Here is a 23480-nt window from a genome sequence, read left to right on the forward strand (position 1 = left end):
ATTATCAAACAAGGAGGTACAATCTTGTACTTACATAAACTAGTAAAACCCATATTATTTCTTGCTTTAATCGTTATACTTACTGCCTGTGGCAATGCGAATGATAGCACGAAAACGGAGACAAATAAGGATACTTCTTCAACAGCTGAAACATCAGACTCAGCGACAAAAATAATTAAAACGCAACGTGGAGAGCTTGAAATGCCACGTAATCCGCAGCGCATTGTAACGGATGGCTATTTACCAGAGTTGCTTGTGCTAGGGGTGAAGCCAGTCGGTTCTACGCAATGGGATTTGGAGAACAAAGTCATACAGGATCAGATTGATGGAATTGAATCAACTGGAGAGCGATCATTGGAGACAATCGTTCAGCTGAAACCAGATTTAATCATCACTTGGGTGAGTGATGAAAAGATTCTTCAGCAGTATGAGAAAATCGCACCAACGCTTGCACTCCCTTATAGCTCTTCAGGTGATATTTATGAAATTATGCGTCTTTTGGGCGATGCTTTAGATAAAAAAGAGGAAGCCGAAAAATGGATTAAGCATCTAGATAAGACAGCAGAGGATGCACGAGCACAACTTGCGGATATTGTGAAGCCAGATGACACATTTGCACTGATGGGCGTTTTTGTAGTAGATAAAGGATTTTATATCTACGGTGACGGAGGCTATAGGGGCGGTGAAGCCATTTATAAGCATCTGCAATTAAAGCCACCTGCCAAACAGGAGAAGGAAATGATAGGGAAAGAAGCCTATCGACAAGTTTCGTACGAGGTTATTCCTGAATATGCGGGCGATTATATCTTCATCGATCAGGGTGATTTGATCTCAGAAGTATGGGGTGAGAGCGAAGGACTTTGGAAATCACTAGACGCTGTGAAGAATGACCGAGTGTTCAAGCTAGATCCAGATTTATTCTGGGGCAATGATCCCATTTCATTAGAGCTGCAAATCAAAGAAGTTGTAAAAATGTTGACGAATAAACAATAAGAATGAAATAAACCCTTAAAGGTCACTCATGATGAGTGGCCTTTATTGTTGGAAGATCATTACATAGCTTTGTAAATACTAATTACATTATAGCTAATAAAACAAATGATCCATCGCTGAAAAGATTTTCTTTATTTGCTTTGACCAGACAGTATTTAAAAATCAAATTTATTACATGCGTTTCTCTAAAGTTTCTTCGATATCATGCCATTCATACACTAATTCTTCTACTACTTTCCCACCAATTGTAATTTCTAAGCTTTTAATAAGATTCGCACCATAATGTCCATAAAAATGACGTGTTTTATTCTCAGCTAAGACTTCAACAAATATAGTTTGATAGTTCTTTTCATGAAAGTAGTGAAAGATTGCCTGCAACAATTGTTTTCCTATCCCTTTCCCGTGATAGTCTTCTAACAGATAGAGCGTTTCTAGATAATTGGAATTAGATGTGGGGTTTGAGTCTCTTTTACTTGCAGATGTGAAGCCAATAATGTCGCCCAATTCATTTTCAGCTACTAGAACATACTTGGTTTTATCGGCAAGTTGTTGCGTCCATAATTGCGTTCTTTGTTCGTAAGATAACTTACTTAAATATTCAACTGGCACAATATGTTTATAGGTTGTTCGCCAACTATCAACATGCACTTTTCCAATCCCTTTCGCATCTTGTAGGGTTGCCTTTCTAACGATCAATTTTATCACCTCCTATGTAAATCTTTATAAACGGAATTATAACATGTTCTACAGTTTATTTACTAAATAAGGTAAAATATGAAATGTATAGGTTTATAGAGGAGGGTATTCTTGAAAAATAAGTATATGTGTACTATTCAAATTAATTTAGATGGTGGAGATATTCAATTTGATGTGTCAAATGATGAACAATTATTTAGTTTTAGATCTGGTTTAGCCTTTATAGCCATCCCACAATTTTTCTCCACGCTCACCAGTTTTTATCAAGGGAATACAAATCAAGTAACGATAGATTGTCATGGATACTTTGATTACTATATTTTTTCCAGTGATGGTGAATACATATTAATTGAACATAAAAGTCATTATCCTATCGAAAGAATAGTTAATTATCAATTTACGCTTAGGGAGTATATGGAGGCTATAGAGCAAGGTTTCAAAAAATATTTGGTGCAGTTAGAGAATGAAGGTATCTTCCCATTTAAAGATCAAGCATTTGCGCATCCTTTAGGAGAGGATGTTTTAAATGCTTTTTATAACTTTTCTTCACTATTAAAAGCTTGAATAGCATAGTAAAAGGAGAAAGAACATTGAAAAGAGTGATGATGGTAAGTTTCTTGTTTGTTTTAGTTTTCTTACTGGGATGTTCAAATGAAGAACAACAATTTGAACATTTTTTTCAGCAAAAAATGACGGAAATGCATCTAGGTGAAAAAAACTTTACGTATTCCCTCGTTCAGAAAGAGTTGAATGTCGTTCATGAAGGGGATGCCATTGCCATTTTCTTAGAACAGAAAGATCAGGAAGAAAAAATTTATATTGCTTACTTTGAAAAAGAAAAGAATCAGTGGGAATGGATACAAACGAGGGGAGCTAAGTGGCATTCTCCTGTACAATGGTCTGCGATGAATAGTGAACCCTATATCTATTCAGGTACAATAGACGACAATTCAATTGTTGAGATTTATGTAGGCGATGAATTGGCGAAGCTCCTTCCCATTGAAAACGATAAACGATTTTGGTATGCCATTAGTCCAATTCAAGATGTAAAGGTGAAGGCCGTTCATGAGAATGGAATAATAGAAATGATTGAAGAAATAAATCATGAGAAGTTTTAAAGAGTTTTTTTACATTAGAATATTTTTAGTGAAGGAGAGATGAAATAATGAAAAGTTTAGGCTTACTAATAGCAGCTCTTTTGGCAGTATGTGCAGTCGTTATTTATAGTAATAAATTATTTTATCCTCCTTTGCCGATCGATTCCCTTACACCAAAGGAAGCTATACAAAAATTAAATGCATCCCCCTTTGATTTAGTGGCGCTCTCCAATGATAAGAAGGCAACTTGGTATCTCACAGCCATTTCAGCTAGGGGCATACAGAAGGTGGATGAGGACATTCAGCAAATGATGGCTAATGAAGGATGGGCATTTCTTGAAAAGGAGGGGAGCGGGCTATTTTTTGAAAAAAATGGGGAACGTTCCATTGTGACAACGGAAATGTGGACGAAGCAGTATGTGCTTGTTCAAATTCAGAAATGAGGTGCCCTTTGGAAGTATGGGATATCTACGATAAAAACCGAAAAAAAACAAATAAGCGTCATGTACGAGGGACAGAATTAGCAGCTGAAGATTACCATATCGTTGTGCACGTATGGATTCGTAATAACAAGGGAGAAATCCTATTAACAAAAAGACATCCCAATAAACATTATCCTCATTTATGGGAATGTCCTGGTGGCTCTATAGTAGCTGGCGAAAGCAGTCTGGATGGGGCTATTCGAGAGGTGGAAGAGGAAATAGGGATACAATTATTGAGGACCAATGGACAATTAGTAAAGAGTGAACGTCGTGATTGTTTCAATGATTTTTACGATGTTTGGTTGTTTGACCAAAGCTTTGAAATGAGTGACACCATACTTCAAGAGGATGAGGTGACAGCGATTCAATGGGTCACAAAGCTAGAGCTTGAAAGAATGCTTCACGCGAATAACATAGTACCGACACTTAGCTACTTTACGTCCATTTAACAGCTGAAGTCTTGATTGATATTGCCAATTCGATTGATTATCCAAAGCAAAAGTATTAGCCCTTCTAGTTTTTATTTTTCAGCTCTTCTCGTAATTTCTTTATTTCCTCAGTTTGCTCCAAAATAGTATTGTTGACTCGTCTAATCGAATCATATATCGCCAAAATCCCAGCAAAAATAACAATGACAAACAATAATTCCATCTTGCACCTACTTTCTATTTTTACAATCATTGTAACAGGAATTTCCAAATGTATGAAGAAATAGTTAGGTGGAGGTGCTTGTCATGCAGAGATATGTTTATCATATGGTTCCAAGTCACATGGTTGGTCAGGAGTTGATGCCATTAAATAGGCTTGGGGCAATGTATCCAGATTTATATGAACGCTATACGAAAAAGTATTTTGACCATCCTGAGCGAACGAAATTGCTATCAAGAGAAATCCCACCATTAAATTGCTTGTGGAATGATGTTGTCCATTTCCTACCTATCCACCCTAATTATATTTATAAGAAGTTAACAGAGCTAGGTATTGAAACGAAAGAAAACCTTATGTTTTATCAAATTCCAATCCAAAAACTAGTGGCTAATCAAAATGCGATGTACCTGTATTCGAAGGAACACTATAAAGGGCCAGCAGGGGCAATCGCTGCAGAGGATATAAAATTACTGTCGATAGATGATTATAGGGAACTGGAACAGCTACCTTTAGCAACCATTGACTATTTCCAAACGGAGAAAGAAAAAGGCAAGAACTTTGGGCTTTTTGCGTATATTCCGCATCTCTTGAGCTTAGGCAATGTCAACGTAGATGAGGCGGAAATCATTACGTGGAATCACTTCAATCCTAACTGAGGTGGAAAAAGGAATAGGGTATGCCGAGTAGTTGGCTACCCTTAAATGTCTTAATTTCTTCCTCCTACTCATTAGCTATGATTTCTATTAGACTGTCGAAATACGAGTTGAAGCAAATACACAATCAGTCGAAAAATGAGTAGATAAATAAAAGCTTCAATCAAGCTTGTTGCTAGTATCATTACATAACGACCGAAATCTTCTAATTCATGGAAAGTATATTTTTGTATGTGCCAATCAAAAAATAATGCTTTGTAACTCGTCCCCAAAAAGATGGGTATGAAAAGTAGCCAATAAAAGAGCGGTAAACTAAATTTATAGCCTTTAACCAGCAAGGGACTCCCTCCTCAACTTTTAAGTCATCATAACATAAAAGATAATGTTTTAGTATATTATGGAAGTGTTAAAACGTTATTTACAAATATAGTAATTTAAAGGTATTATTAGTAAGTTAAAATGACGCCTAAGAAAGGTAGAATTCCATGAAACTGATTCAATCAAGCAAGATTCAACCCGAAGTGAAAACATTATTATCCTATGCTACTTCCGAAAAGAAAGTGGATAGGGAATATCCATTGTATATCGAAAATCCTGAAAGAGTGTTGTATGGCTATACCATCGAGCAAGATTTAGTCGGTTGTATAGGAATCGTTAAAGGAGAGGCAAATCGCTGTGAAATTAAACATATAGCCGTATCGCCCGTTTTTCGTGGAAAGGGCATTGGACGTGAGATGATTCGGCATGTAGAAGAACATCATGCTTTTTCTTCCATTTATGCAGAAACAGATCAAGAAGCCGTACTCTTTTATAAAAATCTCGGCTTTCACATTACGAGTTTAGGTGAAAATTACCCTGGGGTGGAGCGTTTTGCCTGTCTATTAGCCTGCACTACATAATGGTCAATTCGTTGTACTGTCGATAAACGTCCACTTATATGCTTTTTACGACCTGTTATTTGTTTGTGTTAAAAGATAGGAAATTGCAATGGTACGCTAGCATAGAAAGGAGCTATAAAAATGAAAAAGAAATTGTGGTTGATTGTATGCGGCTTGGCATTATTCATAGCGGGCTATTCGATTGTTCAATATTTACTATTCGATGCACGGCAGGCAGGATTTGTTCAATTAAAGCTCATGCTTAGTGCTACATTGAATTCATTTTGGTATGTGATGCTCTATATACATATTGTATTCGGTGTATTAGCCTTAGTCATCGGTCCTTTTACATTGTCATCAAAGTTACGAGAGAAAAATGTGAAACGCCATAGAATATTAGGCAATATGTATATGGTCAGTATTTTATTTGGTGGCTTGGCAGGACTTTATTTAGCACTGAACGCAACAGGGGGCTGGGTAGCACAGCTAGGCTTTGCTTTATTATCTATAGGGTGGCTCATCACCATGTTTCAAGCGCTGGTTCATATTAAAAAACGAAACATCCAAGGCCATCAGAAATGGATGTTAAGAAATTATGCTTTAACCTTTGCAGCTGTCACATTACGAATTTGGCTACCTTTGTTTACGGTATTATTTGGCTTTGATTATTTTCAGTATAGTTACGCCGTTATCGCCTGGCTATGCTGGGTGCCCAATTTCATCGTGATGGAATGGTATATCCAGCGTAAGCTCCATGCATTGATGGACAATCGACATGTAACCAAGACGACTTGACTTGAATATCTTCTTCGAGCATTGGGATTAAATAGAGCCTAATGCTTTTTATTTTAATTCGTATTCAAATACATGCAAATTGTCCTTTTGATCCACTGTAGCGAGAAGGACATCTTTTATTTCTAGGTTATGGATTGCTTTCAGTTGACCCTTCAACCATTGCTCAGAATGCTTGGTTTTGCTTAGCTCATGGTAATCAATTTTTCCCTCTTTAATAAGAACAATCGGAAGAAAAAAGGGTTCCGGCTGTAAATTCATATCTGCCCGTGTCGGTGTTTGATAGGGCGTGTGTAAAAAACTAGAAATCGATCCGTCTGGTTCCCACAATGCTAGCGCTACATTTTGAACCTCTTCAATTTTTTCCTTTCTTAGCTCGGATAAAAGCAAATCTACAGAGATTCTAGCCTTCCGTAAGTTGGCGTTAATAATTTGCCCATTTTTAATAAGGGGAATTGGCGGTGAGTCTATCAAATGGCGAAAGGCTATCCATTTTAGGCTTATAAAAACACCGATAAGGTATAACAAAACTAAAACGGTCATGGTAATCATGGAGCCCTTCATTCCTAATCCTTCATCAGATAGGGGGTGTGCGATAATATTCCCAAGTGTGATGGCCATGGCAAAGTCCAGTAATCTTAACTGAGAAATAGAACGCTGCCCCATAATTTTTGTCGCGAAAAGTAAGAAGAAAAAAGCGATAATGGCTCGGAGAATCCATTGAATCGCCGTAAGTGATTCTTGACTATGAAAAAATTCCACAGTGACACATCCTCTTTTTTCTTATTGTTTCCTTCCGTTACATGATTATGCGGATCTTCATGATTGAAACGAAATAGACTTGTAAAAATATGTTTAAAACGATATGGTTAAAATAAAAAATCTATTATTTAGTAAATTTAAGAAAATCAGGAGAATACTTATGCAAACAAAATTACAACATATCGTAATGGAAATACAAGAGAAGGTTGATTTTTCAGGTACAGTTCTAGTGGAAAATGAGGAGAAGGTTGCCTTAGTCAGCCAAAGCTTTGGCTATGCGAATCGCTCAGAACAAATCGATAATCATGCTAAAACTCGTTTTGGCATTGCCTCTGGCTGTAAAATCTTTACCGCAGTCGCTATTTGTCAGCTTATTGAAAAAGGGAAGCTCTCTTTTGACACGAAATTAAGTGATTGTCTGCCTCCACATTTTAAGCACTTCGATGAGCAAGTAACCGTTGCTCATCTGCTAACACATACTTCGGGCATACCCGATTATTTTGATGAGGAAGAAATGGAGGATTTTGAAGCGTTGTGGGTTGAAAATCCGATGTATCAGCTTCGAACATTGCGTGATTTCTTACCTTTATTCCAGAATCGACCGATGAAGCATAAAGTAGGTGAGAAATTTCATTACAACAATGCAGGATATATTGTATTAGGATTAATCGTAGAGCATATCGCTGGGATGGATTTTTCCGATTACATTCAGCAACATCTATTCGATCGGGTGAATATGACGGAATCTGGCTATTTTTCGTTTGATTCTCTGCCATCTAATACAGCGTTAGGGTATATAGACAACCCAGACGGTAGCTGGAAAACCAATATCTATTCTTTACCTGTAAAAGGTGGTTCTGATGGGGGAGCATTTGTCACAGGGAAGGATATGGCTAGGTTCTGGTGTGCGCTCATGAACTTTGAGCTTTTAAATGAAGATTTAACGAATCAGCTGCTTTTACCTCATGTAGAAATAAATGAAAATGATGGTTATGGCTATGGTGTATGGATTAAGAAGAACAGTGAACAAGCTATACTAAAATACCATGTAATGGGATATGATCCTGGGGTGTGCTTCCATTCAGCTTATTATCCTGCGTCGTCCATCAAAGTTGTCGTTTGTTCCAATAAATCAAAGGGAGCTTTTGATATGATGAAAGGAATAGAGGCTACCTTATAAAAGAATAGGGCTTGTCTGTAAAAAAGATTACAGACAAGCTCTTTAAGTAATGCCACCATATATATTACAATAATATTCGACCTCAATAATATGAGGCGAGGATACACCATTGTATGAATAGTAGCCACCGATTGTAATATTGTAAGCACTGCCTTGATCTTTAATGGCAGGGTCATATCCTGTTTGCGTCCAGTTGCCTTCGCCCTGTTCAATTTTTGACGACAATGAATGCATAACCGAGAACAACTGTCTTCCACCAGGAATATCCTTGCTTAGTTGGGTGTCAAATGAACCATCAACACGAATGATTGTTTGATGTGATCCCATATGTAATTTCACTAATTTTGGTACTTTTACTGGTGAAAAAATTTCCTTATTATCGACCACGACAAATGAAGTGTCGATTCTTCCTTTTAACATGTCCTCAAAATCATTTAATTCAAGCCAATAATCCGCTGAAAATGTTGTAATGGGATCTAGTTTAAAGCCTGTACCATACTCTTCATTTAATTGATTGACAATCGTCGAATATTCTTTATAGTATTGTTCTTTCTGTGCTAGCGTCAAAACTAATGGAACAGGTGCCATGACAGATTCTTTTTCTTTTATTTGTTCATCGACTGATGTAGATTGTGGTGAGGCTGCTTCGTTATCATTATTACAGCCTGTAAGGAAGAGGGCTCCTAGTACAATGCCTGTCACCAAATATTTTTTCAACACCTTCACCTCCATAAAATGAAAAGTACTTCTATTATATCATACATAAATGCGTATATTTTCATTTATTTGGTAAATTATTAGTTTCGTAGTATATTGTAGAGAGAAGAACAAAGGAGAGATAGGATGGCACTATTAAAAGAATATTCGAGCAATCCTTGTTGCGAGGTAGAGCTTAACATTATATTGGTGAACGAGGGAAGTGTAAAATTCCGCATTGAATTTCGCTATGGACCAGCTTTCCCAGCCATACATACTGAAATTTATTGTTTAAAAAGAGATTTTCTTCAATTATTAGAAGACATGACGCAATTGAAGCCTACCCATTTAAGTATGTTCGAGCCGCATGATCCTGGACTATGCATCTATCATATCCCACATTATGGGCAATATTTTTACCCTGGATACGGTATTTTTCAAATCCCTGAGGAGGAGAGGGAGGAAGCAGCGCCTCGTTATAAATTAATGTTTGTCCTAGATGCCTATGAGAGGAATCATTACGGAGCAAGAGAATGTGGCCCTGCATTATGTATAATCGTGACGATGGAACAAATCCAAGTGTTCGTTAACCGTTTGCAGGCTGATGTGACGAATTTTAATGGAAGTTACTAGAGAGGGGATAGAGTGGTCATTGATCTTCCTCCTCTATAACGATGCTGTAGGAAAGATTGAGGCGATCACATACCCAGTTTTCAAATAGCTGATCGATTTGCTTTTTCATTTCATCGCTAGGTAATTGCTCATTTATCCCTAATTGCTCAAATGAAAATGTTTCCTGGATTTGCTCTTTATACTTGGTATTGAAGGCAAAAGTAATGATTTTAGACACGTGATTTTCCTCCGTTTTTCTGGCGTGTGCAACTATGGTCGAATAATAAGAAATTGTATGTCGTTCTTATTTTCAGTAACGAAGCTTTTTTTCTTTGGGGAAAAAGAATAAAAAATGCTGTCGGCTGTATTGTCATTAATATATATAGTGTAATTCGTATGATGCTCTAGCAATTGCTTTAATTGTTGAATGATTTGTTCGTTCGGTGCTTCAGCTTTTGTTTCTTTGTCTAATTCAAGAGCAATCGCTGTTATCATAGCCTGAATATCTTTTTGGCTTGCAGGACGATTTAATTTTTCCTGCCTAGATAAAATAGCATCTATTTCTTCAGGCGTAAGATCTCGTTCAGCTATGTTTTTTCCTCCTCTCCAATTAATCTTTCTGTTAAAAAAGTAACTTAATAGTAGAATTGTAAATGTTAAAATTTAGTATAAACTTTTGTACATATTGGTGCAATAGCTACTATTTTAAGGAGCGGTGTACTTCTGTTTTTTTTGCTTCTTTTGTTTATAGGCAATATAAGAAGTTTTTAAAGAAGCATAACTCCCAATTGCTGCATAGCCATAAAACCAGCCCATAAACAGTCCAGCAAGAAGATTATGGCGATGGCTGATGAAAATGGAAATGAGTAAGCCGACGACTAATGCAATGGTCGGAACCCAGAAAGGCTTAATATGACATATTTTCTTGATGAGTTGTGTAATCAACATCACGACAGGTACTGCAATGACGGCATCCCAAAAATTTGTATGTATGAGTGGAAAATGTTCCATTTCGTGCACCTCGCATTGACTGATTTAGAACTTATTGTGGTCAAGTTGGGTGATTTTATGCAAAAGCATGTTGAGAACTCGTAGAGGATTTGTATAGAGTATGTTCAGATGGCTGTGTTAGTCTTAAGCTGTCGGGATGCGCAAGCAAACTAACACGCACAAAAAGGACAGGGTCGTTTGGCCTTGTCCTTTTAATAAGATGTCATCTAATGGAAATAAAGATTGAAATCGTTCGTTGCCAAATGTAAAATTTGATTAACAAATCCATGATAAAAGAGGTATACGATGTTTCCTATATTACATACTGAACGATTAGTGTTAAGAGAATTGGCGAGTCCTGATGCACAAGCTCTCCTTGATTGCTTTTCGAATCCTGAAGTTTTACGTCATTATGGACAACAACCTTTAACGAATTTAGTACAGGTGCAACAAATCTTTAAAAATTTTGCCAACAATTTTACCGAAAAACGCGGTATTAAATGGGGCATTGCATTAAAGGAACAAGAAGGGATTATTGGTACAATCGGCTTTCAAGAGTGGTCAATAGAGCATCGAAGAGCGGAAATCAGCTATGCACTTTTTCCTGAATATTGGGGAAAGGGCTATGCTCAGGAAGCTGTGAAAAGAGCCATTTCCTATGGTTTTGAAGAGATGGATTTAGTACGAATTGGTGCCATTGTGTTTAAAGAAAATGAAGCTTCTAATCTGTTATTGCAAAAAATAGGCTTCGAACAAGAAGGCTTATTAAAAAAATATATGCATCAAAATAATGTGCCACATGATACCTATATGTATTCACTGATAAAATAAAATGGAGACCAGATTCCTAAGAGGGCATCTGGTCATTTACTAATGGTTTCTGTAAATGTTTTTCGTCCTGGATTGATTTTGGCTACTTCCACATGAATTTTACTAATGGAATCCTCTGATAATGGAATTTTTCCATCTTTCTCGAACTTTTTCCAAGCCTTGACGTTATTGCGATAGAGATATTCTGACAAACGATAGATATCGACATCTAATTTTAAGCCTTCTTTATAGGTTTCATGAATTTCCTTTTTCACCTCTGCAATAATAAGTTCTTCCAGCTCTTGTTCGGTTACTTTCCCTTTAAAACCATTAATGGTCGCATTAATTCTCAATTCGACTTCAAATGTAACATCCTCTTGTTTGACAAGTGGATTCACATCGACGTGTATTTTCTCAATACTGACCGTTAGCTCTTCCTGGTCATCGTTGTTTAATTGAAAGGTAATTTCCCCTCGGTTTGTATAGTTATGCATCCATTGACTGCCGCGAGCAGCATTGTCTTGCACAAACCCCTTAAAGCCATCTTTCGATAGAACACCAACTCCTGAAAAATAGGTTTCTTCCACCTGCTCCTCATCGGTTTGCCAATCGTCTTTAATGGACACATAGGGAATTGTTACTTCATGACTTGGTTCATTTAAACCGATGACAACATCTCTTAAGTCTTTTGGTTCGATAAATGTTTCTTGTTCTGTTGGGTTGATTGGGTTACTTAATTTTGATGAGGATAAAGAATTTCTTAAGATAGGTGTGACAAGCAGTATTTCATCGACTGGATTTTTTGTACAATACACCCATATTTGATACCTTGTATCCCGAAAGCGTATAAATGTATCAATGACTGGAATAATATGTTCATTTTCCATAGCCCGCTCTGAAAAGACAATAAAGCGCATATGCCCCCAAAAAATTTCCTGGTCCGAGGAACGATACAATTTGTAAATCGCTTCTTCTATTGTTTTTCCTGTGGCACGCCCGACTTCAGCAGGGGCCACATTCGCACTTGGCTGTACAGATTTCGCAACATCGGCGAAATTAATCACTTGTAAATAGACAATATACTCGTCGTTTTCATAGTCTACACCTACTGCATTGATATAGTACATTCTTTGTGGCTCCGTAATATCCCAGCATCCAGCGAGTAAGGTTGTCAATCCGATGATCATTAACAATTTGAAATAGGTTTTCATGGTTTCTCCACTCGAATAGCTCTACAGTTATATTTTATAGTGTTAGCTTAGACAAAAGATGGCTTTTTTATAAAGAGCCTGCAGCTTAAAGAAGATTTAGGAAATGATATCCAATGAGGCTTGTTTCAGGTATGATCAGATAAAAGAGGTGAGAACTGTGACTCGTATTTCTTATTGTCTTATGAATACATTTACGACAGAGCTGTATAAAGGGAATCCCGCAGCAGTATGTCTCTTAGATGAAGAACTTTCTGAGGAGACCATGCAAAAAATTGCACAGGAGATACCTGTTCCGACAACAGCCTTTATTGAAAAAAAACAGCATGATTTTTCGCTCAGATGGTTTACACCGCATATGGAAATACCCATTTGTGGTCATGGCACCCTTGCTAGTGCTTTTGTGCTTTGGCAGCAGGGGATAGTGGCTAAGGAGCACACGATTACATTTCATACGGCTAGTGGTCCCTTACATGCCAAGTGGCAACATGAACGAGTGGAAATCGCCATTAAAAAGTATCAAATTGAAGCAATCGTATGTCCTTCCGCATTGGAAGACTGGTTAGGAGGTAAGCCCATCTTTGTTGGGAGGACCGAATTGGATTATATTGTGGAAGTAAGCAATGATGACCATATTGCACACTTTGAACCAGATTTTTCTGCGATGAAGCAGTTTCCTGTTAGGGGGATATGTCTAACTAGTCAGTCGAAGGAAGAGGGCATTGATATCGTGTCACGCTTCTTTTCTCCAGCACAAGGCATTGACGAAGATCATGTGAATGGATCTAGTCATGGTGCACTAGGGCCTTATTGGGGGGAGAAATTAACCAAACAACAGCTTGTAAGTAAGCAGCTTTCCAAACGGGGTGGTGTAATTTATGTGACACCTCATCACGACAGGGTTACGATTGCAGGCGAAGCAGTTCAAGTATTGCAAGGAGAATTAAGCATCTAGATATGGTTTTGTAGGAGGATGTATATTGAAGGTGATTAAACTATTCTTACTTTGTATTAGTTTACTAGTTTTCGTCCTATTTATAGGTATCAATCAAATGACGGCAGTCCCTGGTTCTTCTTCTGGTAATGGCAATCCTGCACTATTGTTACTTATACTGGTAATCCCACTATTTTTCGTGATGGTTTGGCTATGGCAGAGGCTTATCCGCCAGTACGGACTAAGGAGACGAGCTATAATGATCGGCTTATTCCTCACGTTTATTCATATTTTGGCAGGTATTATTTATCAAAGATCGGCGCTAGCAAATTACCGAAAAGTGATTGAGGCAGCCTTGATTGAGCGATATGGTTATGCAGATCAACAATACCTTTTAGACATCACTTCGGGGCTAACCATCCATGTCAACAATCAATATTTTAATGTAAATACCTTTTTCATGCTAATCAGTTTTTCTATTTTTATCGCCTTCCTATGGTTCGTGCTGCCAGCAGAAAAAAGCGAGAAAAAAATTTGAAATTTGTTGTAACCTTTTTCAAAGGTAAACGACTACTCTATTAGTAGAATACAAAAAACTAAAGCATAGTAGTAACATTCACTTTTCACAAAATGACCAGGGCTCAATTTCTGAGTACCTGGTTATTTTGTTGCCATAATAAAAAGAGGATATGCACACGTGGCATATCCTCCTCGATTTATTCGCTCAGCATGGCTTTTAATGTTCGCTTTTGCCAGCCTAGCTTGAAGTATGCATATTGCATAATGAAATGGACGCAGAAGGTGATCGGATAGGCTAACCAAACACCGTTTAACTCTAGTGATGTATGGTGAGATAATAGGAACGCTAATGGCACCTGCACCACCCAAATCGTAATGACTAAGAAGATGGTTGGCCATAATACGACACCTGTGGCACGCATCGTAGCAGAAACGGTTTGTGTGTGTCCAAAAATTAAATAGCTCCAAAAGGCGAAATATAAATAATTTTTGGCAATCAGCACAGTCTCATGTGAATCGATAAAGAAAGCCAAAATAGGCTCTGCAAACAGATACATAATGAGTATGATTGCGCCACCTAGAAGATAATTAATTCGCACCCCCATTTGACGGATTTTTTTGATCATCTCCGTAGAATTGGCCCCTAACGCCTGTGCTACAAAGACAGATGTGGCAATGGCAATACTCATTGCTGGGACTTGTGCATAGCTAGCTACCTGATTGACAACGCCATAAGCGGCAGTGGCATCTGAACCATAGGCATTGACAAAGCCAATCACGGCAATTTCAGCCACTGAAATGGCAACCATGCTAATACTGGATGGAACGGCTAGCTTTAATAAGGAAGTTAAAATATCTTTCTTTAATTTAAAATGCTGTAGGATTGTTTTATCAAAGCGTAGTAAATGCTTTGTTTTATGCAAATAGGCTAACAACAGGATCATTGTCACGAGGTTGGATAACACGGAAGCATAGGCAGCCCCATTTAAGCCAAACGCAGGCAACCCCAACCAGCCGAATACTAAAGGTGGTAGGAAGGCGATATTTAACACAACACTAATCACTAAGAATAGGAAGGGTGTTTTCGAATCACCAACTCCACGCATAAAGGTTGTGTACACCAAATACCAAAACATAATAGGTAACGTGAAGAATAATATTTTGGCATAACTAATACTCATGTCTAAAATATTCGCAGGTGTTTGCATAAAGCGTAAAATCCATTCGATGAAAAAGCCACCAAAAATCGCGACAGCAATGGATAAAATGGTTGTAAAAGCAAGTGTTACACCAACAACCTCTTTCATTTTGGCATGATTACCAGCCCCAAATGTTTGCCCGACTAAAATAGAGCTTCCTGAACCAATGCCAATCGCAAAGGCCATTAAAAAGAAGAAAAACGGGAAAAATGCGGAAATGGCTGCTAGGGCATCGACCCCTAAATTGCGTCCGACGATAAACATAGCAAATACTTGGCCGACGGATTGCAGCACATTCGCTAGCATCACGGGAATCAAGAAATTGAAAAAGGCTTTGCGTAGCTGTCGATCATCCTGTAACATTTGTTCATTCATAATTAAGTTCCTCTTGAGTTTTAATAACCCATTTCTTTTAAGATTCTTGATAGTGTGCGTAGGCGTTCCCCAATTAGCTCACCATCATTATTAAGTGCTTGCTGAAAAAGCTGAATATCCTCTTTGATCTGTTCATTTTCTGTGCAAACTTCCACTGTCATGGCATCACCCTGTAGGCCTACACGATTAATCACAGGGTTTTCTTCATCATATAAATGCTCGTGACGATAAGCCTCCTTAAAATAAAGTTCCGTTTCACACACTAAAATAGCAAGATCAAGCACGCGATGGAGGGGTAGTTCTTCTGATTGACGAGACCATTTGCCACCTGTATGTCGCCAAACCTTCGCAGAAATATCAACCTTTCCTCGATCATTCCATTGTGCCAGACCAAGTGAAAGCCCTTGGGCATCTGTTTGATAAGCCGTGCGCCCATCAATATTGGCATAATTTTCAGCCACGATGACAGGTTTATGTTTTAAATGTGTTGGAATTTTCATGTATCCGTACTCCTTGTCATTTCAAATTTAGTAATTTAGTAAATTACTGCTTTAGTAAATTTAGCATTCACTTAAAAAGAAGTCAATTGAAAAAGTAGAGGTGCAACTTTTTCTTCCACGGTAAGTCTAATAGGTGAGATGATGGAAAGGAGAGATGTACATGCGCTATCTACGACTTTGTTTGTGCAGTATAGTAATGCTATTATTTATACCTATGACCGCTGGTGCGACGAGCTGGGTCTATCATTTTGTAGTGTGGGATGGTCATATTTATAAAATGACAGAAGAAAAAGTGACATCCATTGACAATGAAATTGGAGCGGTAACGAAATATTCAGATATGGAACAATATAAGGGGAATTTTTCAAATACTTATCCTAAAGGGACAAAGTATTTTGCCATAAAGGGAATCGATACGGAGATAGCTATTGCGGTACAAGTGGACAAAGGGCAATACCTTAAAGCGATAAATGATGGGGAATATACGTATCAACGTCAAACAAACATTACCCTAAATCTCTATAAAGTAGTAGGAATCATGGCTCTGTTCATCGTGATTTATATATTATTCACGAGCTTACGTAAAAAGCGTTAAGTTTTACCCTATCAAAGAGCGTAAAATGGATAAACACCAAGCTGAAAAACTAGTTTATTCCTTATATAGCAATAGTGATTCTCTATACATTGTTAGACTGACAAGCTATCGCATTTTTATGTTTTATTATAATGGTTGCAAGCGTTTCTTTGTGGTAAGAGGGCCAGCTTCATGTCATTCTAATAAGTTGGACGCTAGCCCAAATTATATAGATGTTAGCAAATAGGTATTGTTTATCAATGCCTATTTTCATAGTGTTGAAAAACAAAACCATCTATAGAATTTTTGTGAAAGGTGAAAATGGTTTCCGTTGCAGGCTACTTGCTTTCCTGTGGGCGAGCGCTGAATCGCTTCCTCCGCTACCGCTCCGTTTAGAGTTTTGCCTATCTCGCTTTCCCACGGGAGTCAAGTAGCCTTTCACTCCAACCTACAAAATGTTACCTTTTTAGCAAAGGTTTTCAGATAAAGTGAAGGTGTTCACTACTCTTTATGGTTGTCATGTATGACTTCTCCACATTGAAAATAAGAGTTTATCCCCTCTAAGAATACAGATAATGGGCGATTTGATCGCTATCCTACTATGAAAAAAGTAAAGACACTTTGCAGCATGGTTGATTGGAGTGGAGCCAGCGTCACTCCAAGGGGATTTGCGTCACAAATGAGACCCTGGAGCGAACGGAAGTGAGTGAAGCGGCTCATCGGACGCCCCCTGGAAAGGACGCTGGCGGAACGGAAATCAACCCCTCACCTTGCCAAAAGTTCTTTTTCTGCTAGTGACACGATCTTTTTTCAACAACATGCAAACTAGGTATTGTTCAACAATCCCTAGTTTTTTTGTTTTGTTATAAAGTAAAGCAACGCATTGTTAAATAAATTAATGTATAAAAATCCATCTATTAAAAAATTTAATTTACACTCTTTCCAATTTAGGAAATTTGAAGTAAAATAATCCTTACAAAAATACTGCATGTTTATTTCGGATTTCCTAGAAATTATGTGTATGTACCTATTTATTGGAAAAGTTGGTGAAATAATTATGAATAATAAAATTTGAAATAATATTTTTTTGCGGAAAAGTAAAGATATCATAAATCGAATGTAAAAATAATAAAAACGCCTAACTGATACATAGTAACTATGAAGGCATATTCTCTTGTTTAGTCATAGGGAAGGTATTACTAGATTAGGAAGTGTAAAAATTTTCATTTTAAGGTTTATTATTGAATAATTTGAGGGGGATCGTTATGAAGTTCAAATCATTACGGACAAAAATTTTATTCGGATTTTTCATCATTCTAATAGGGATTATGATACAAAGTGGGTATATCATTTATTCAAATATACAAATGAATAAAGAGATTGAAGATATGGTGCATCGGGAGCTTGAATTGTCCATTGTCGACCAGCACTTAGCCAACTCCATTTCAGTGAGGATTGGTGCTGCCAGAGGGTATGTATTAACAGGTGAAAAAGGATATAAAGATACATATGAAGAATATACAAAATTGTCTTTAGAAAATGAAGAAAAAGCTCGTCAAATACTTGAATCACAAGAACTAGAGGTGGTTGCGGCAAGAGCAAAGGCATGGCGTCAATATGTGGAGGAAAATGTCTTTCCAATCTATGAAGGTGGCAATACCGAATTAGCCGTAAAAAACCTAATTAGTAAAGAGGATGAGATTGGGGCGGTTCGTGAAGGCTTTGAATCGCTGGCTAGCTCACGCGAGGAGTCGATTCGTCAGGCAGGGCAAACGTTAATAAAGAATAATGACCGTCTGAATACAATTAGTATGGTAGCATTTGGTATCGTTGTATTATTAGCAATCGGAGCTGGTCTCACTTCTGCCTTGTCGATTTCTAGACCTGTTAAGCAAATTTCAGAGCGAGTGAAGCTGATTGCGGAGGGTGATTTAAGCCATGATATGCTGACCATTAAAGCGAAAGATGAAATTGGCGAATTAAGTATTTCAACGAATACCATGAATATGAAAATGAAGGACATGCTTCAGCGAATTCAAGATGTGTCCAATGAGGTTGCTGCACACAGTGAACAGCTACTACAATCGTCCATCGAAATTAAATCAGGAACCGAGCAAGTAGCACTGACAATGAATGATATTGCAGAGGGCACAGAGTCACAGGCAAATAATACGAGTGACCTCTCCAACTTGATGAGTGATTTTGTTATTCGAATGAATGAAGCGAGTCAAAATGGTCAACATGTACAGAGTAATTCCAATCATGTGCTTTCTTTAACGAATTCAGGTCAGCATTTAATTGAAGCGTCTACCAACCAAATGACAAAAATTGATGCCATCGTCCATGACGCAGTGGATAAAGTAGAAGGTTTGAATCATAAATCACAGGATATTTCCAAGCTCGTCGTTGTCATAAATGATATTGCAAAACAAACAAATTTATTGGCACTCAATGCGGCGATTGAGGCGGCACGGGCAGGTGTGCAAGGTCAGGGCTTTGCTGTGGTGGCAGAAGAAGTCCGTAAATTGGCAGAGCAGGTGTCATTGTCTGTTATCGATATCGAGCAAATCGTTGGGCAAATTGTAGAGGAAACCAATGATGTCACAAACTCTTTAAAGCGCAGCTATGAAGAGGTACAACAAGGGACAGAACAAATCTCTTTAACGAATCAAACATTTGTCGAAATTGACCGTGCTGTGACAGAGATGGCCACTAACATTACAAGCGTCTCTCAAAACTTAAATCAGCTAGTAGAAAACTCTGTAAGAATTGATGAAGCCATCGAAGAAATTGCCGCGATATCTCAAGAATCTGCAGCAGGGGTGGAAGAAACCTCCGCAACGATGCAGCAAACTTCGAGTGCGATGGAGGAAGTTTCGAATAGCTCCAATCAACTGGCAAAAATGGCGGAAGAATTAAATAATCAGGTAGGTCAATTTAAGCTCAACTAAGCAAAAAAAACAGGACTTATCATAAAGGTAAGCCCTGGTTTAAGTATTGGATACATTTTTTTATTTCGTCTCTCAGAGCTTGTATCAATCCAATGCACTGTTTCTCCCCTCATGTTACGTGGATATTCTAATTCACTAGTTTTGATAGAAATAAAATCTGAAAAAGGGTATTATTGTAAATGTTAATTTAGTGAAAAGGAGCCGATTCACATATGGAATGTGCATGTCCATCGCAAATGACCGATCAGCTAAGAGTAGAAGGGGATATAGGGGCAGACCCGATTTGGTGTCATCGCTGCTATTGTAATTTAAATATAGAGGATGTCCCGCTATCAGACCAATTAAAACACGAACTAGACATATGGATTCGACAATACGGAGAATGGATTGACTGGAAGAATGACGGCATTTTTCCGCATGGAGTTGAATTGGAAGATCGATTTAATCAGCAAGGAATGCAGTTAACAGCACGGGTGAGAGCTGAGCTTGCCGATACTTACAAGGTATTCTATAAGCCTTCCACTTTTGCGAGGAGAAATGCAAATACGTAATAGCGTTAAGGGGGATTGCAATGGAAACAACCATTTTTATGATTAGACATGCACAATCGCCCTTTATTTTTGGACAGGAACGTACAAGAGGCTTATCCAAAAAGGGTGAGGAAGATGCGAGAGCAATAACAAAAGCGCTCCTTTCATTTAACATAGATGTGATTGTTTCAAGTCCTTATACACGAGCTATCCAAACAATCCAAGGATTGGCTGATACTCACAAGCTAGAGATACAGACAATTGAAGGAATAAGAGAAAAACAGTTAAAGGGAGCCTATCAACTTCCAGCCGAAGAAATAGATGATGCGATAAAAAAATCCTTTCATGACCTCGATTACTGTTTGGACGGTGGTGAATCGAGCAGGGATGTCCAAAATCGTGCCATTCCTGAAATCATTCATTTATTAGAGAAATATGCAGGTCAAACAATTGCCATCGGAACACATGGCAATATAATGGCAATCATCTTCCATTATTTCGATGCCCACTATGGCTATGATTTTTGGAAAAGTACCTCTAAGTCGGATATCTATCAACTCATTTTTCAAGGCGTACAGCTTAAAACGGTGCAAAGAATAAAGGAGGAAATTAAATTCCCTCAAAAATGTGTAACCTTTGCCAAGCTGACACGACTACTGTACTAGTAGAATACAAAAACTAAAGCAAACTAGTAGGTTTCACTTTTCACAAAAAGACCAGGACTCAAATTTTTTGAGAGCGCCTGGTCTTTTTGTGTTCTGGCAACACAGCGGAAGTGATGCTAAAATAAATACATTAGAATTTTCTTGAAATTAAAAGGTAAAGCAATGAAAATCACGCGTAGAAATTGAAAAAATGAAGTCCCCCATTGTTTTTTCAACTAGGCGTAAAAAGGAGTTCAGACATGCAGGTTCGTCCAATTTAAAAATCCCCCGCAAGAAAAGTTAAAATCTTATTTTTGGGGGATAAAACGTGTTTAAAAACCGATCTTTTTCACTTTTATTGACAGGTCAAGCTTTAGCAGATATTGGCGATATTCTTTATATAGTAAGCGTGATTAGTATAATTTATCGTTTAACCAATTCGGCTATTGCTACTTCCTTCGTACCGTTTATTATTACTTCTTGTATGTTGATTTCCAGTCTGCTGACACCTATTATGACGACGAAAATCTCGTTGAATCATTTGCTAACCATTTCTCAAGGCTTTAAAACCGCTGTCCTTTTGGGTCTCGCCTTGTATGTACAATGGGCAGGCGATCAGCCGATGATTGTCTTTGTATTTTTGCTGATTGCGATGGTTGCGTTCTTGGATGGTTGTGCCAATCCCATTCGTCAATCCTTGCTGCCTCATTATGTAGAAGAAAAGGATTTGTTACGAGCAAATAGTATGGCTGAAACGGTTATCCAATCCATTCAGGTGGGTTCTTGGTTCGTTGGTAGTTCCTTGCTTCTTCTCTTTACGCCATCACAGCTTATATGGGGTGTTGTCATCCTTTTTTTCATCGCAACATTTCTATTAAAGCTTCTACCAGATGTAGCACGTATCGAGCGTCCACAGACAAAGAAATGGTCGTTAATTATGGAAGGGTGGCAAACCATTCACCAAACGCCTGTACTAAAAGTAGCTGCGCGTATGGATTTACTGGAATCGATGGCAGGAGCTGTCTGGGTCGCAGCGATATTACTCGTTTTTGTAGAAGAAGCATTGCAGGCTCCTTCTCAATGGTGGGGTTATCTCAACGGCATTTTTTTTATTGGCATGATGATAGGCAGTATGATTTGTTTAAAATGGACCCAATTTGTTGCGCGTAAAAAAGCTATGCTAATAAGTGTAGGCGCGCTGTTATCAGCTATTTTTACATTATTCTTTGCGGTTAGTATCACACCATTAATGGCTTTGCTCTGTTCTCTGCTGATTGGCTTATGTGGGCAATTAAAAAACATTCCACAGCAAACCATCATTCAAACAAGTGTCTCAAAGGAAAAATTACCTACTGTTTATACATCTCTAAATGTCATTGTGACAGGGGTTTTCGGCCTTTCATCATTAGCCATGGGCATCTTGTCAGAATGGTATGGGATACGAGTTGTTTTTTTCCTTTCAGCTAGTGTGCTTCTGCTCGTTAGTTTGATCGCCTATAAAAATAAAACGTCTTTCACGTAAGAAAGCGTAGCCCTTACTTTCAAAGTAGGGGCTACTCATGTTGTTGCAAAAAGATGATGTCAACGGCAGAAAAAGCAATTTTGCAAGGTGAGGGGTTGCTTTCCGTTCCGCCAGCGTCCTTTCCAGGGGGCGTCCGATGAGCGGCTTCACTCACTTCCGTTCGCTCCAATCAACCATCCTGCAAAAGTGTCTTTTCCTTATCTTTCATACTAGCTAGCCGTAGTAATCAAATTAGCCCATGTTTTGTATAATTAGATAGGCTCTTATTTTCAATGTGTAGTGACAACACCCCTTCATAAAGAGTAGTGAAGATCTTCACTTTATTTGAAAACCTTTGCTAAAAAGTTAACATTTTGTAGGTTGGAGTGGAGGGCTACTTGACTCCCGTGGGATAGCGAGACAGGCGAGCCCCTGCACGGAGCGGGAGCGGAGGAAGCGGCTCGGCGCTCGCCCACAGGAAAGCAAGTAGCCTGCAACGGAAACCAATTTCACCTTTCACAAAAATTCTATTGATGGTTTTGTTTTTCAACAATATGCGTAGCCCTTACTTTCAAAGTAGGGGCTACTTTTATGTTTTACAAAAAGTTCATATCCTGTTAGTAGATAGTATGGTAAAATATACAATTATTTGTATATTTTAAAAGGAGAAGTTGTATGCATCGTAAAAAAATAGGCTTCATTATTTCAGCACTCATGATCGCAATCTTTATTGGTATGGCATTAAAAAATGTTTTTTTTCAAGAATCACTTACACCCTCTATGACCGTTTTGGAGGATGGCACCAAACAAATTAATTATGAGACTGCTTTAACAAAGCTAGATCAATCCTCCACAACATTTGAAGCATATAAGGGCAAAATATTAATTGTGAATTTTTGGGCATCTTGGTGTGGCCCTTGTCAACAGGAAGCACCTGAGTTAGAGGCTTTTTATCAACAAAAATCAAAGGATGTCGAGCTACTAGCCATCAATGCCACAGCCTATGACAGCTATGCGAAGGCGACAGCATTTAAGGATACCTATGATTTATCGTTTCCTATTTTCCTAGACGAGGAGGGGGTACTACAGAAAACATTTGAAGTGATGAATTATCCTAGTACCTTTATCTTTGATAAAGAAGGGAAATTACAGCACAGCATGAAAGGCGAACTCAATCAACAAGAATTAACACAATTGATTGAGGACCTCTAAGAACAATAAAAGTCTTATAGACAATATAGTTAGAAAAATGAAAC

The 23480-nt window shown here is 38.0% G+C and carries 29 protein-coding genes; 19 read left to right on the forward strand and 10 right to left on the reverse strand.

Annotation, left to right across the window (positions count from 1 at the left end):
- The first annotated feature begins 24 nt into the window (after positions 1-24).
- Entirely contained in the window at positions 25-993 is a 969-nt protein-coding gene (locus tag MHB40_RS11595) for an ABC transporter substrate-binding protein (RefSeq protein ID WP_342534640.1), read from the forward strand.
- Positions 994-1164: 171 nt separating this feature from the next.
- Here the strand turns inward: MHB40_RS11595 and MHB40_RS11600 are convergent, their stop codons facing one another.
- A complete protein-coding gene (locus MHB40_RS11600) occupies positions 1165-1689 on the reverse strand; it encodes a GNAT family N-acetyltransferase (protein ID WP_342534641.1) in 525 nt (174 codons plus the stop codon).
- 111 nt (positions 1690-1800) lie between these two features.
- Here MHB40_RS11600 and MHB40_RS11605 point away from each other — a divergent pair, with 111 nt between their 5' ends.
- Genes MHB40_RS11605 through MHB40_RS11620 form a run of 4 tightly spaced genes read left to right on the forward strand, consistent with a single transcriptional unit; the run spans position 1801 to position 3717 of the window.
- Complete coding sequence (locus MHB40_RS11605) at positions 1801-2253, forward strand: hypothetical protein (protein ID WP_342534642.1); 453 nt, start codon at positions 1801-1803, stop codon at positions 2251-2253.
- A gap of 35 nt (positions 2254-2288) precedes the next feature.
- The gene (locus MHB40_RS11610; RefSeq protein WP_342534768.1) at positions 2289-2807 is read left to right on the forward strand and encodes a hypothetical protein; all 519 of its coding nucleotides are present in this window, start codon (positions 2289-2291) and stop codon (positions 2805-2807) included.
- A 47-nt stretch (positions 2808-2854) separates the two neighbouring features.
- Positions 2855-3229, forward strand: a complete 375-nt coding sequence (locus MHB40_RS11615) for a hypothetical protein (RefSeq protein ID WP_342534643.1) — start codon at positions 2855-2857, stop codon at positions 3227-3229.
- 8 nt (positions 3230-3237) lie between these two features.
- Entirely contained in the window at positions 3238-3717 is a 480-nt protein-coding gene (locus MHB40_RS11620) for an NUDIX domain-containing protein (protein ID WP_342534644.1), read from the forward strand.
- A gap of 64 nt (positions 3718-3781) precedes the next feature.
- On the opposite strand, the gene MHB40_RS11625 is transcribed toward MHB40_RS11620, so the two are convergent.
- Positions 3782-3919 (reverse strand): hypothetical protein, encoded by a 138-nt coding sequence (locus tag MHB40_RS11625; protein WP_342534645.1) that lies wholly within the window; start codon positions 3917-3919, stop codon positions 3782-3784.
- A gap of 83 nt (positions 3920-4002) precedes the next feature.
- On the opposite strand from MHB40_RS11625, the gene MHB40_RS11630 reads away from it, so the two are divergent.
- From MHB40_RS11630 to MHB40_RS11640, 3 genes are all read left to right on the forward strand, one after another.
- On the forward strand, positions 4003-4572 hold the full coding sequence (locus MHB40_RS11630) for a group-specific protein (RefSeq protein WP_342534646.1): 570 nt from the start codon (positions 4003-4005) through the stop codon (positions 4570-4572).
- Positions 4573-5054: 482 nt separating this feature from the next.
- Complete coding sequence (locus MHB40_RS11635) at positions 5055-5468, forward strand: GNAT family N-acetyltransferase (RefSeq protein ID WP_342534647.1); 414 nt, start codon at positions 5055-5057, stop codon at positions 5466-5468.
- A 120-nt stretch (positions 5469-5588) separates the two neighbouring features.
- Positions 5589-6242, forward strand: a complete 654-nt coding sequence (locus tag MHB40_RS11640; RefSeq protein WP_342534648.1) for a DUF2306 domain-containing protein — start codon at positions 5589-5591, stop codon at positions 6240-6242.
- Positions 6243-6290: 48 nt separating this feature from the next.
- Here the strand turns inward: MHB40_RS11640 and MHB40_RS11645 are convergent, their stop codons facing one another.
- Positions 6291-7001: a DUF421 domain-containing protein gene (locus tag MHB40_RS11645; protein ID WP_342534649.1), complete on the reverse strand. Its 711-nt coding sequence runs from the start codon at positions 6999-7001 to the stop codon at positions 6291-6293.
- A 160-nt stretch (positions 7002-7161) separates the two neighbouring features.
- On the opposite strand from MHB40_RS11645, the gene MHB40_RS11650 reads away from it, so the two are divergent.
- On the forward strand, positions 7162-8181 hold the full coding sequence (locus tag MHB40_RS11650; RefSeq protein WP_342534650.1) for a serine hydrolase: 1020 nt from the start codon (positions 7162-7164) through the stop codon (positions 8179-8181).
- Positions 8182-8223: 42 nt separating this feature from the next.
- On the opposite strand, the gene MHB40_RS11655 is transcribed toward MHB40_RS11650, so the two are convergent.
- On the reverse strand, positions 8224-8901 hold the full coding sequence (locus MHB40_RS11655) for a hypothetical protein (protein ID WP_342534651.1): 678 nt from the start codon (positions 8899-8901) through the stop codon (positions 8224-8226).
- Positions 8902-9024: 123 nt separating this feature from the next.
- Between MHB40_RS11655 and MHB40_RS11660 the strand changes: the two genes are divergently transcribed.
- A complete protein-coding gene (locus tag MHB40_RS11660; RefSeq protein ID WP_342534652.1) occupies positions 9025-9510 on the forward strand; it encodes a hypothetical protein in 486 nt (161 codons plus the stop codon).
- A gap of 16 nt (positions 9511-9526) precedes the next feature.
- Here MHB40_RS11660 and MHB40_RS11665 read toward each other — a convergent pair whose 3' ends face one another.
- The 3 genes from MHB40_RS11665 to MHB40_RS11675 form a co-directional block, all read right to left on the reverse strand.
- Entirely contained in the window at positions 9527-9727 is a 201-nt protein-coding gene (locus tag MHB40_RS11665) for a hypothetical protein (RefSeq protein ID WP_342534653.1), read from the reverse strand.
- Positions 9728-9759: 32 nt separating this feature from the next.
- Complete coding sequence (locus MHB40_RS11670) at positions 9760-9984, reverse strand: hypothetical protein (RefSeq protein ID WP_342534654.1); 225 nt, start codon at positions 9982-9984, stop codon at positions 9760-9762.
- A 210-nt stretch (positions 9985-10194) separates the two neighbouring features.
- On the reverse strand, positions 10195-10500 hold the full coding sequence (locus tag MHB40_RS11675; RefSeq protein ID WP_342534655.1) for a hypothetical protein: 306 nt from the start codon (positions 10498-10500) through the stop codon (positions 10195-10197).
- Positions 10501-10785: 285 nt separating this feature from the next.
- Between MHB40_RS11675 and MHB40_RS11680 the strand changes: the two genes are divergently transcribed.
- Entirely contained in the window at positions 10786-11310 is a 525-nt protein-coding gene (locus MHB40_RS11680) for a GNAT family protein (protein ID WP_342534656.1), read from the forward strand.
- A 32-nt stretch (positions 11311-11342) separates the two neighbouring features.
- Here the strand turns inward: MHB40_RS11680 and MHB40_RS11685 are convergent, their stop codons facing one another.
- The gene (locus MHB40_RS11685; RefSeq protein ID WP_342534657.1) at positions 11343-12500 is read right to left on the reverse strand and encodes a Ger(x)C family spore germination protein; all 1158 of its coding nucleotides are present in this window, start codon (positions 12498-12500) and stop codon (positions 11343-11345) included.
- A gap of 157 nt (positions 12501-12657) precedes the next feature.
- Between MHB40_RS11685 and MHB40_RS11690 the strand changes: the two genes are divergently transcribed.
- Positions 12658-13452 carry a PhzF family phenazine biosynthesis protein gene (locus MHB40_RS11690; protein WP_342534658.1) on the forward strand — a complete coding sequence of 265 codons (795 nt, stop codon included), beginning with the start codon at positions 12658-12660 and terminating at the stop codon, positions 13450-13452.
- A 25-nt stretch (positions 13453-13477) separates the two neighbouring features.
- A complete protein-coding gene (locus tag MHB40_RS11695; protein ID WP_342443596.1) occupies positions 13478-13969 on the forward strand; it encodes a hypothetical protein in 492 nt (163 codons plus the stop codon).
- Positions 13970-14147: 178 nt separating this feature from the next.
- Here MHB40_RS11695 and MHB40_RS11700 read toward each other — a convergent pair whose 3' ends face one another.
- Positions 14148-15524: an MATE family efflux transporter gene (locus tag MHB40_RS11700; RefSeq protein WP_342443597.1), complete on the reverse strand. Its 1377-nt coding sequence runs from the start codon at positions 15522-15524 to the stop codon at positions 14148-14150.
- Positions 15525-15544: 20 nt separating this feature from the next.
- A complete protein-coding gene (locus MHB40_RS11705) occupies positions 15545-16024 on the reverse strand; it encodes a DUF6530 family protein (RefSeq protein ID WP_016994140.1) in 480 nt (159 codons plus the stop codon).
- 160 nt (positions 16025-16184) lie between these two features.
- Here MHB40_RS11705 and MHB40_RS11710 point away from each other — a divergent pair, with 160 nt between their 5' ends.
- From MHB40_RS11710 to MHB40_RS11735, 6 genes are all read left to right on the forward strand, one after another.
- The gene (locus MHB40_RS11710) at positions 16185-16619 is read left to right on the forward strand and encodes a hypothetical protein (RefSeq protein ID WP_342443598.1); all 435 of its coding nucleotides are present in this window, start codon (positions 16185-16187) and stop codon (positions 16617-16619) included.
- Between the two features lie 1244 nt (positions 16620-17863).
- The gene (locus tag MHB40_RS11715) at positions 17864-19549 is read left to right on the forward strand and encodes a methyl-accepting chemotaxis protein (RefSeq protein WP_342534659.1); all 1686 of its coding nucleotides are present in this window, start codon (positions 17864-17866) and stop codon (positions 19547-19549) included.
- Between the two features lie 212 nt (positions 19550-19761).
- The gene (locus MHB40_RS11720; protein ID WP_342534660.1) at positions 19762-20100 is read left to right on the forward strand and encodes a hypothetical protein; all 339 of its coding nucleotides are present in this window, start codon (positions 19762-19764) and stop codon (positions 20098-20100) included.
- Positions 20101-20120: 20 nt separating this feature from the next.
- Positions 20121-20744, forward strand: a complete 624-nt coding sequence (locus tag MHB40_RS11725; protein ID WP_342534661.1) for a histidine phosphatase family protein — start codon at positions 20121-20123, stop codon at positions 20742-20744.
- A gap of 307 nt (positions 20745-21051) precedes the next feature.
- A complete protein-coding gene (locus MHB40_RS11730; protein ID WP_342534662.1) occupies positions 21052-22245 on the forward strand; it encodes an MFS transporter in 1194 nt (397 codons plus the stop codon).
- Between the two features lie 654 nt (positions 22246-22899).
- Positions 22900-23436, forward strand: a complete 537-nt coding sequence (locus MHB40_RS11735; RefSeq protein ID WP_342443603.1) for a TlpA disulfide reductase family protein — start codon at positions 22900-22902, stop codon at positions 23434-23436.
- Positions 23437-23480 lie beyond the last annotated feature (44 nt).

The organism is Lysinibacillus sp. FSL K6-0057 (assembly GCF_038630885.1).
Lineage (GTDB): Bacteria > Bacillota > Bacilli > Bacillales_A > Planococcaceae > Lysinibacillus > Lysinibacillus fusiformis_F.

Bases quoted from the DNA above. Each gene is read 5' to 3' on its own strand.
- MHB40_RS11615 (WP_342534643.1), top strand. From the start codon at position 2,855: ATGAAAAGTTTAGGCTTACTAATAGCAGCTCTTTTGGCAGTATGTGCA.
- MHB40_RS11625 (WP_342534645.1), bottom strand. From the start codon at position 3,919: ATGGAATTATTGTTTGTCATTGTTATTTTTGCTGGGATTTTGGCGATA.
- MHB40_RS11630 (WP_342534646.1), top strand. From the start codon at position 4,003: ATGCAGAGATATGTTTATCATATGGTTCCAAGTCACATGGTTGGTCAG.
- MHB40_RS11635 (WP_342534647.1), top strand. From the start codon at position 5,055: ATGAAACTGATTCAATCAAGCAAGATTCAACCCGAAGTGAAAACATTA.
- MHB40_RS11640 (WP_342534648.1), top strand. From the start codon at position 5,589: ATGAAAAAGAAATTGTGGTTGATTGTATGCGGCTTGGCATTATTCATA.
- MHB40_RS11650 (WP_342534650.1), top strand. From the start codon at position 7,162: ATGCAAACAAAATTACAACATATCGTAATGGAAATACAAGAGAAGGTT.
- MHB40_RS11660 (WP_342534652.1), top strand. From the start codon at position 9,025: ATGGCACTATTAAAAGAATATTCGAGCAATCCTTGTTGCGAGGTAGAG.
- MHB40_RS11670 (WP_342534654.1), bottom strand. From the start codon at position 9,984: ATGATAACAGCGATTGCTCTTGAATTAGACAAAGAAACAAAAGCTGAA.
- MHB40_RS11675 (WP_342534655.1), bottom strand. From the start codon at position 10,500: ATGGAACATTTTCCACTCATACATACAAATTTTTGGGATGCCGTCATT.
- MHB40_RS11680 (WP_342534656.1), top strand. From the start codon at position 10,786: ATGTTTCCTATATTACATACTGAACGATTAGTGTTAAGAGAATTGGCG.
- MHB40_RS11685 (WP_342534657.1), bottom strand. From the start codon at position 12,500: ATGAAAACCTATTTCAAATTGTTAATGATCATCGGATTGACAACCTTA.
- MHB40_RS11700 (WP_342443597.1), bottom strand. From the start codon at position 15,524: ATGAATGAACAAATGTTACAGGATGATCGACAGCTACGCAAAGCCTTT.
- MHB40_RS11705 (WP_016994140.1), bottom strand. From the start codon at position 16,024: ATGAAAATTCCAACACATTTAAAACATAAACCTGTCATCGTGGCTGAA.
- MHB40_RS11710 (WP_342443598.1), top strand. From the start codon at position 16,185: ATGCGCTATCTACGACTTTGTTTGTGCAGTATAGTAATGCTATTATTT.
- MHB40_RS11715 (WP_342534659.1), top strand. From the start codon at position 17,864: ATGAAGTTCAAATCATTACGGACAAAAATTTTATTCGGATTTTTCATC.
- MHB40_RS11720 (WP_342534660.1), top strand. From the start codon at position 19,762: ATGGAATGTGCATGTCCATCGCAAATGACCGATCAGCTAAGAGTAGAA.
- MHB40_RS11725 (WP_342534661.1), top strand. From the start codon at position 20,121: ATGGAAACAACCATTTTTATGATTAGACATGCACAATCGCCCTTTATT.
- MHB40_RS11735 (WP_342443603.1), top strand. From the start codon at position 22,900: ATGCATCGTAAAAAAATAGGCTTCATTATTTCAGCACTCATGATCGCA.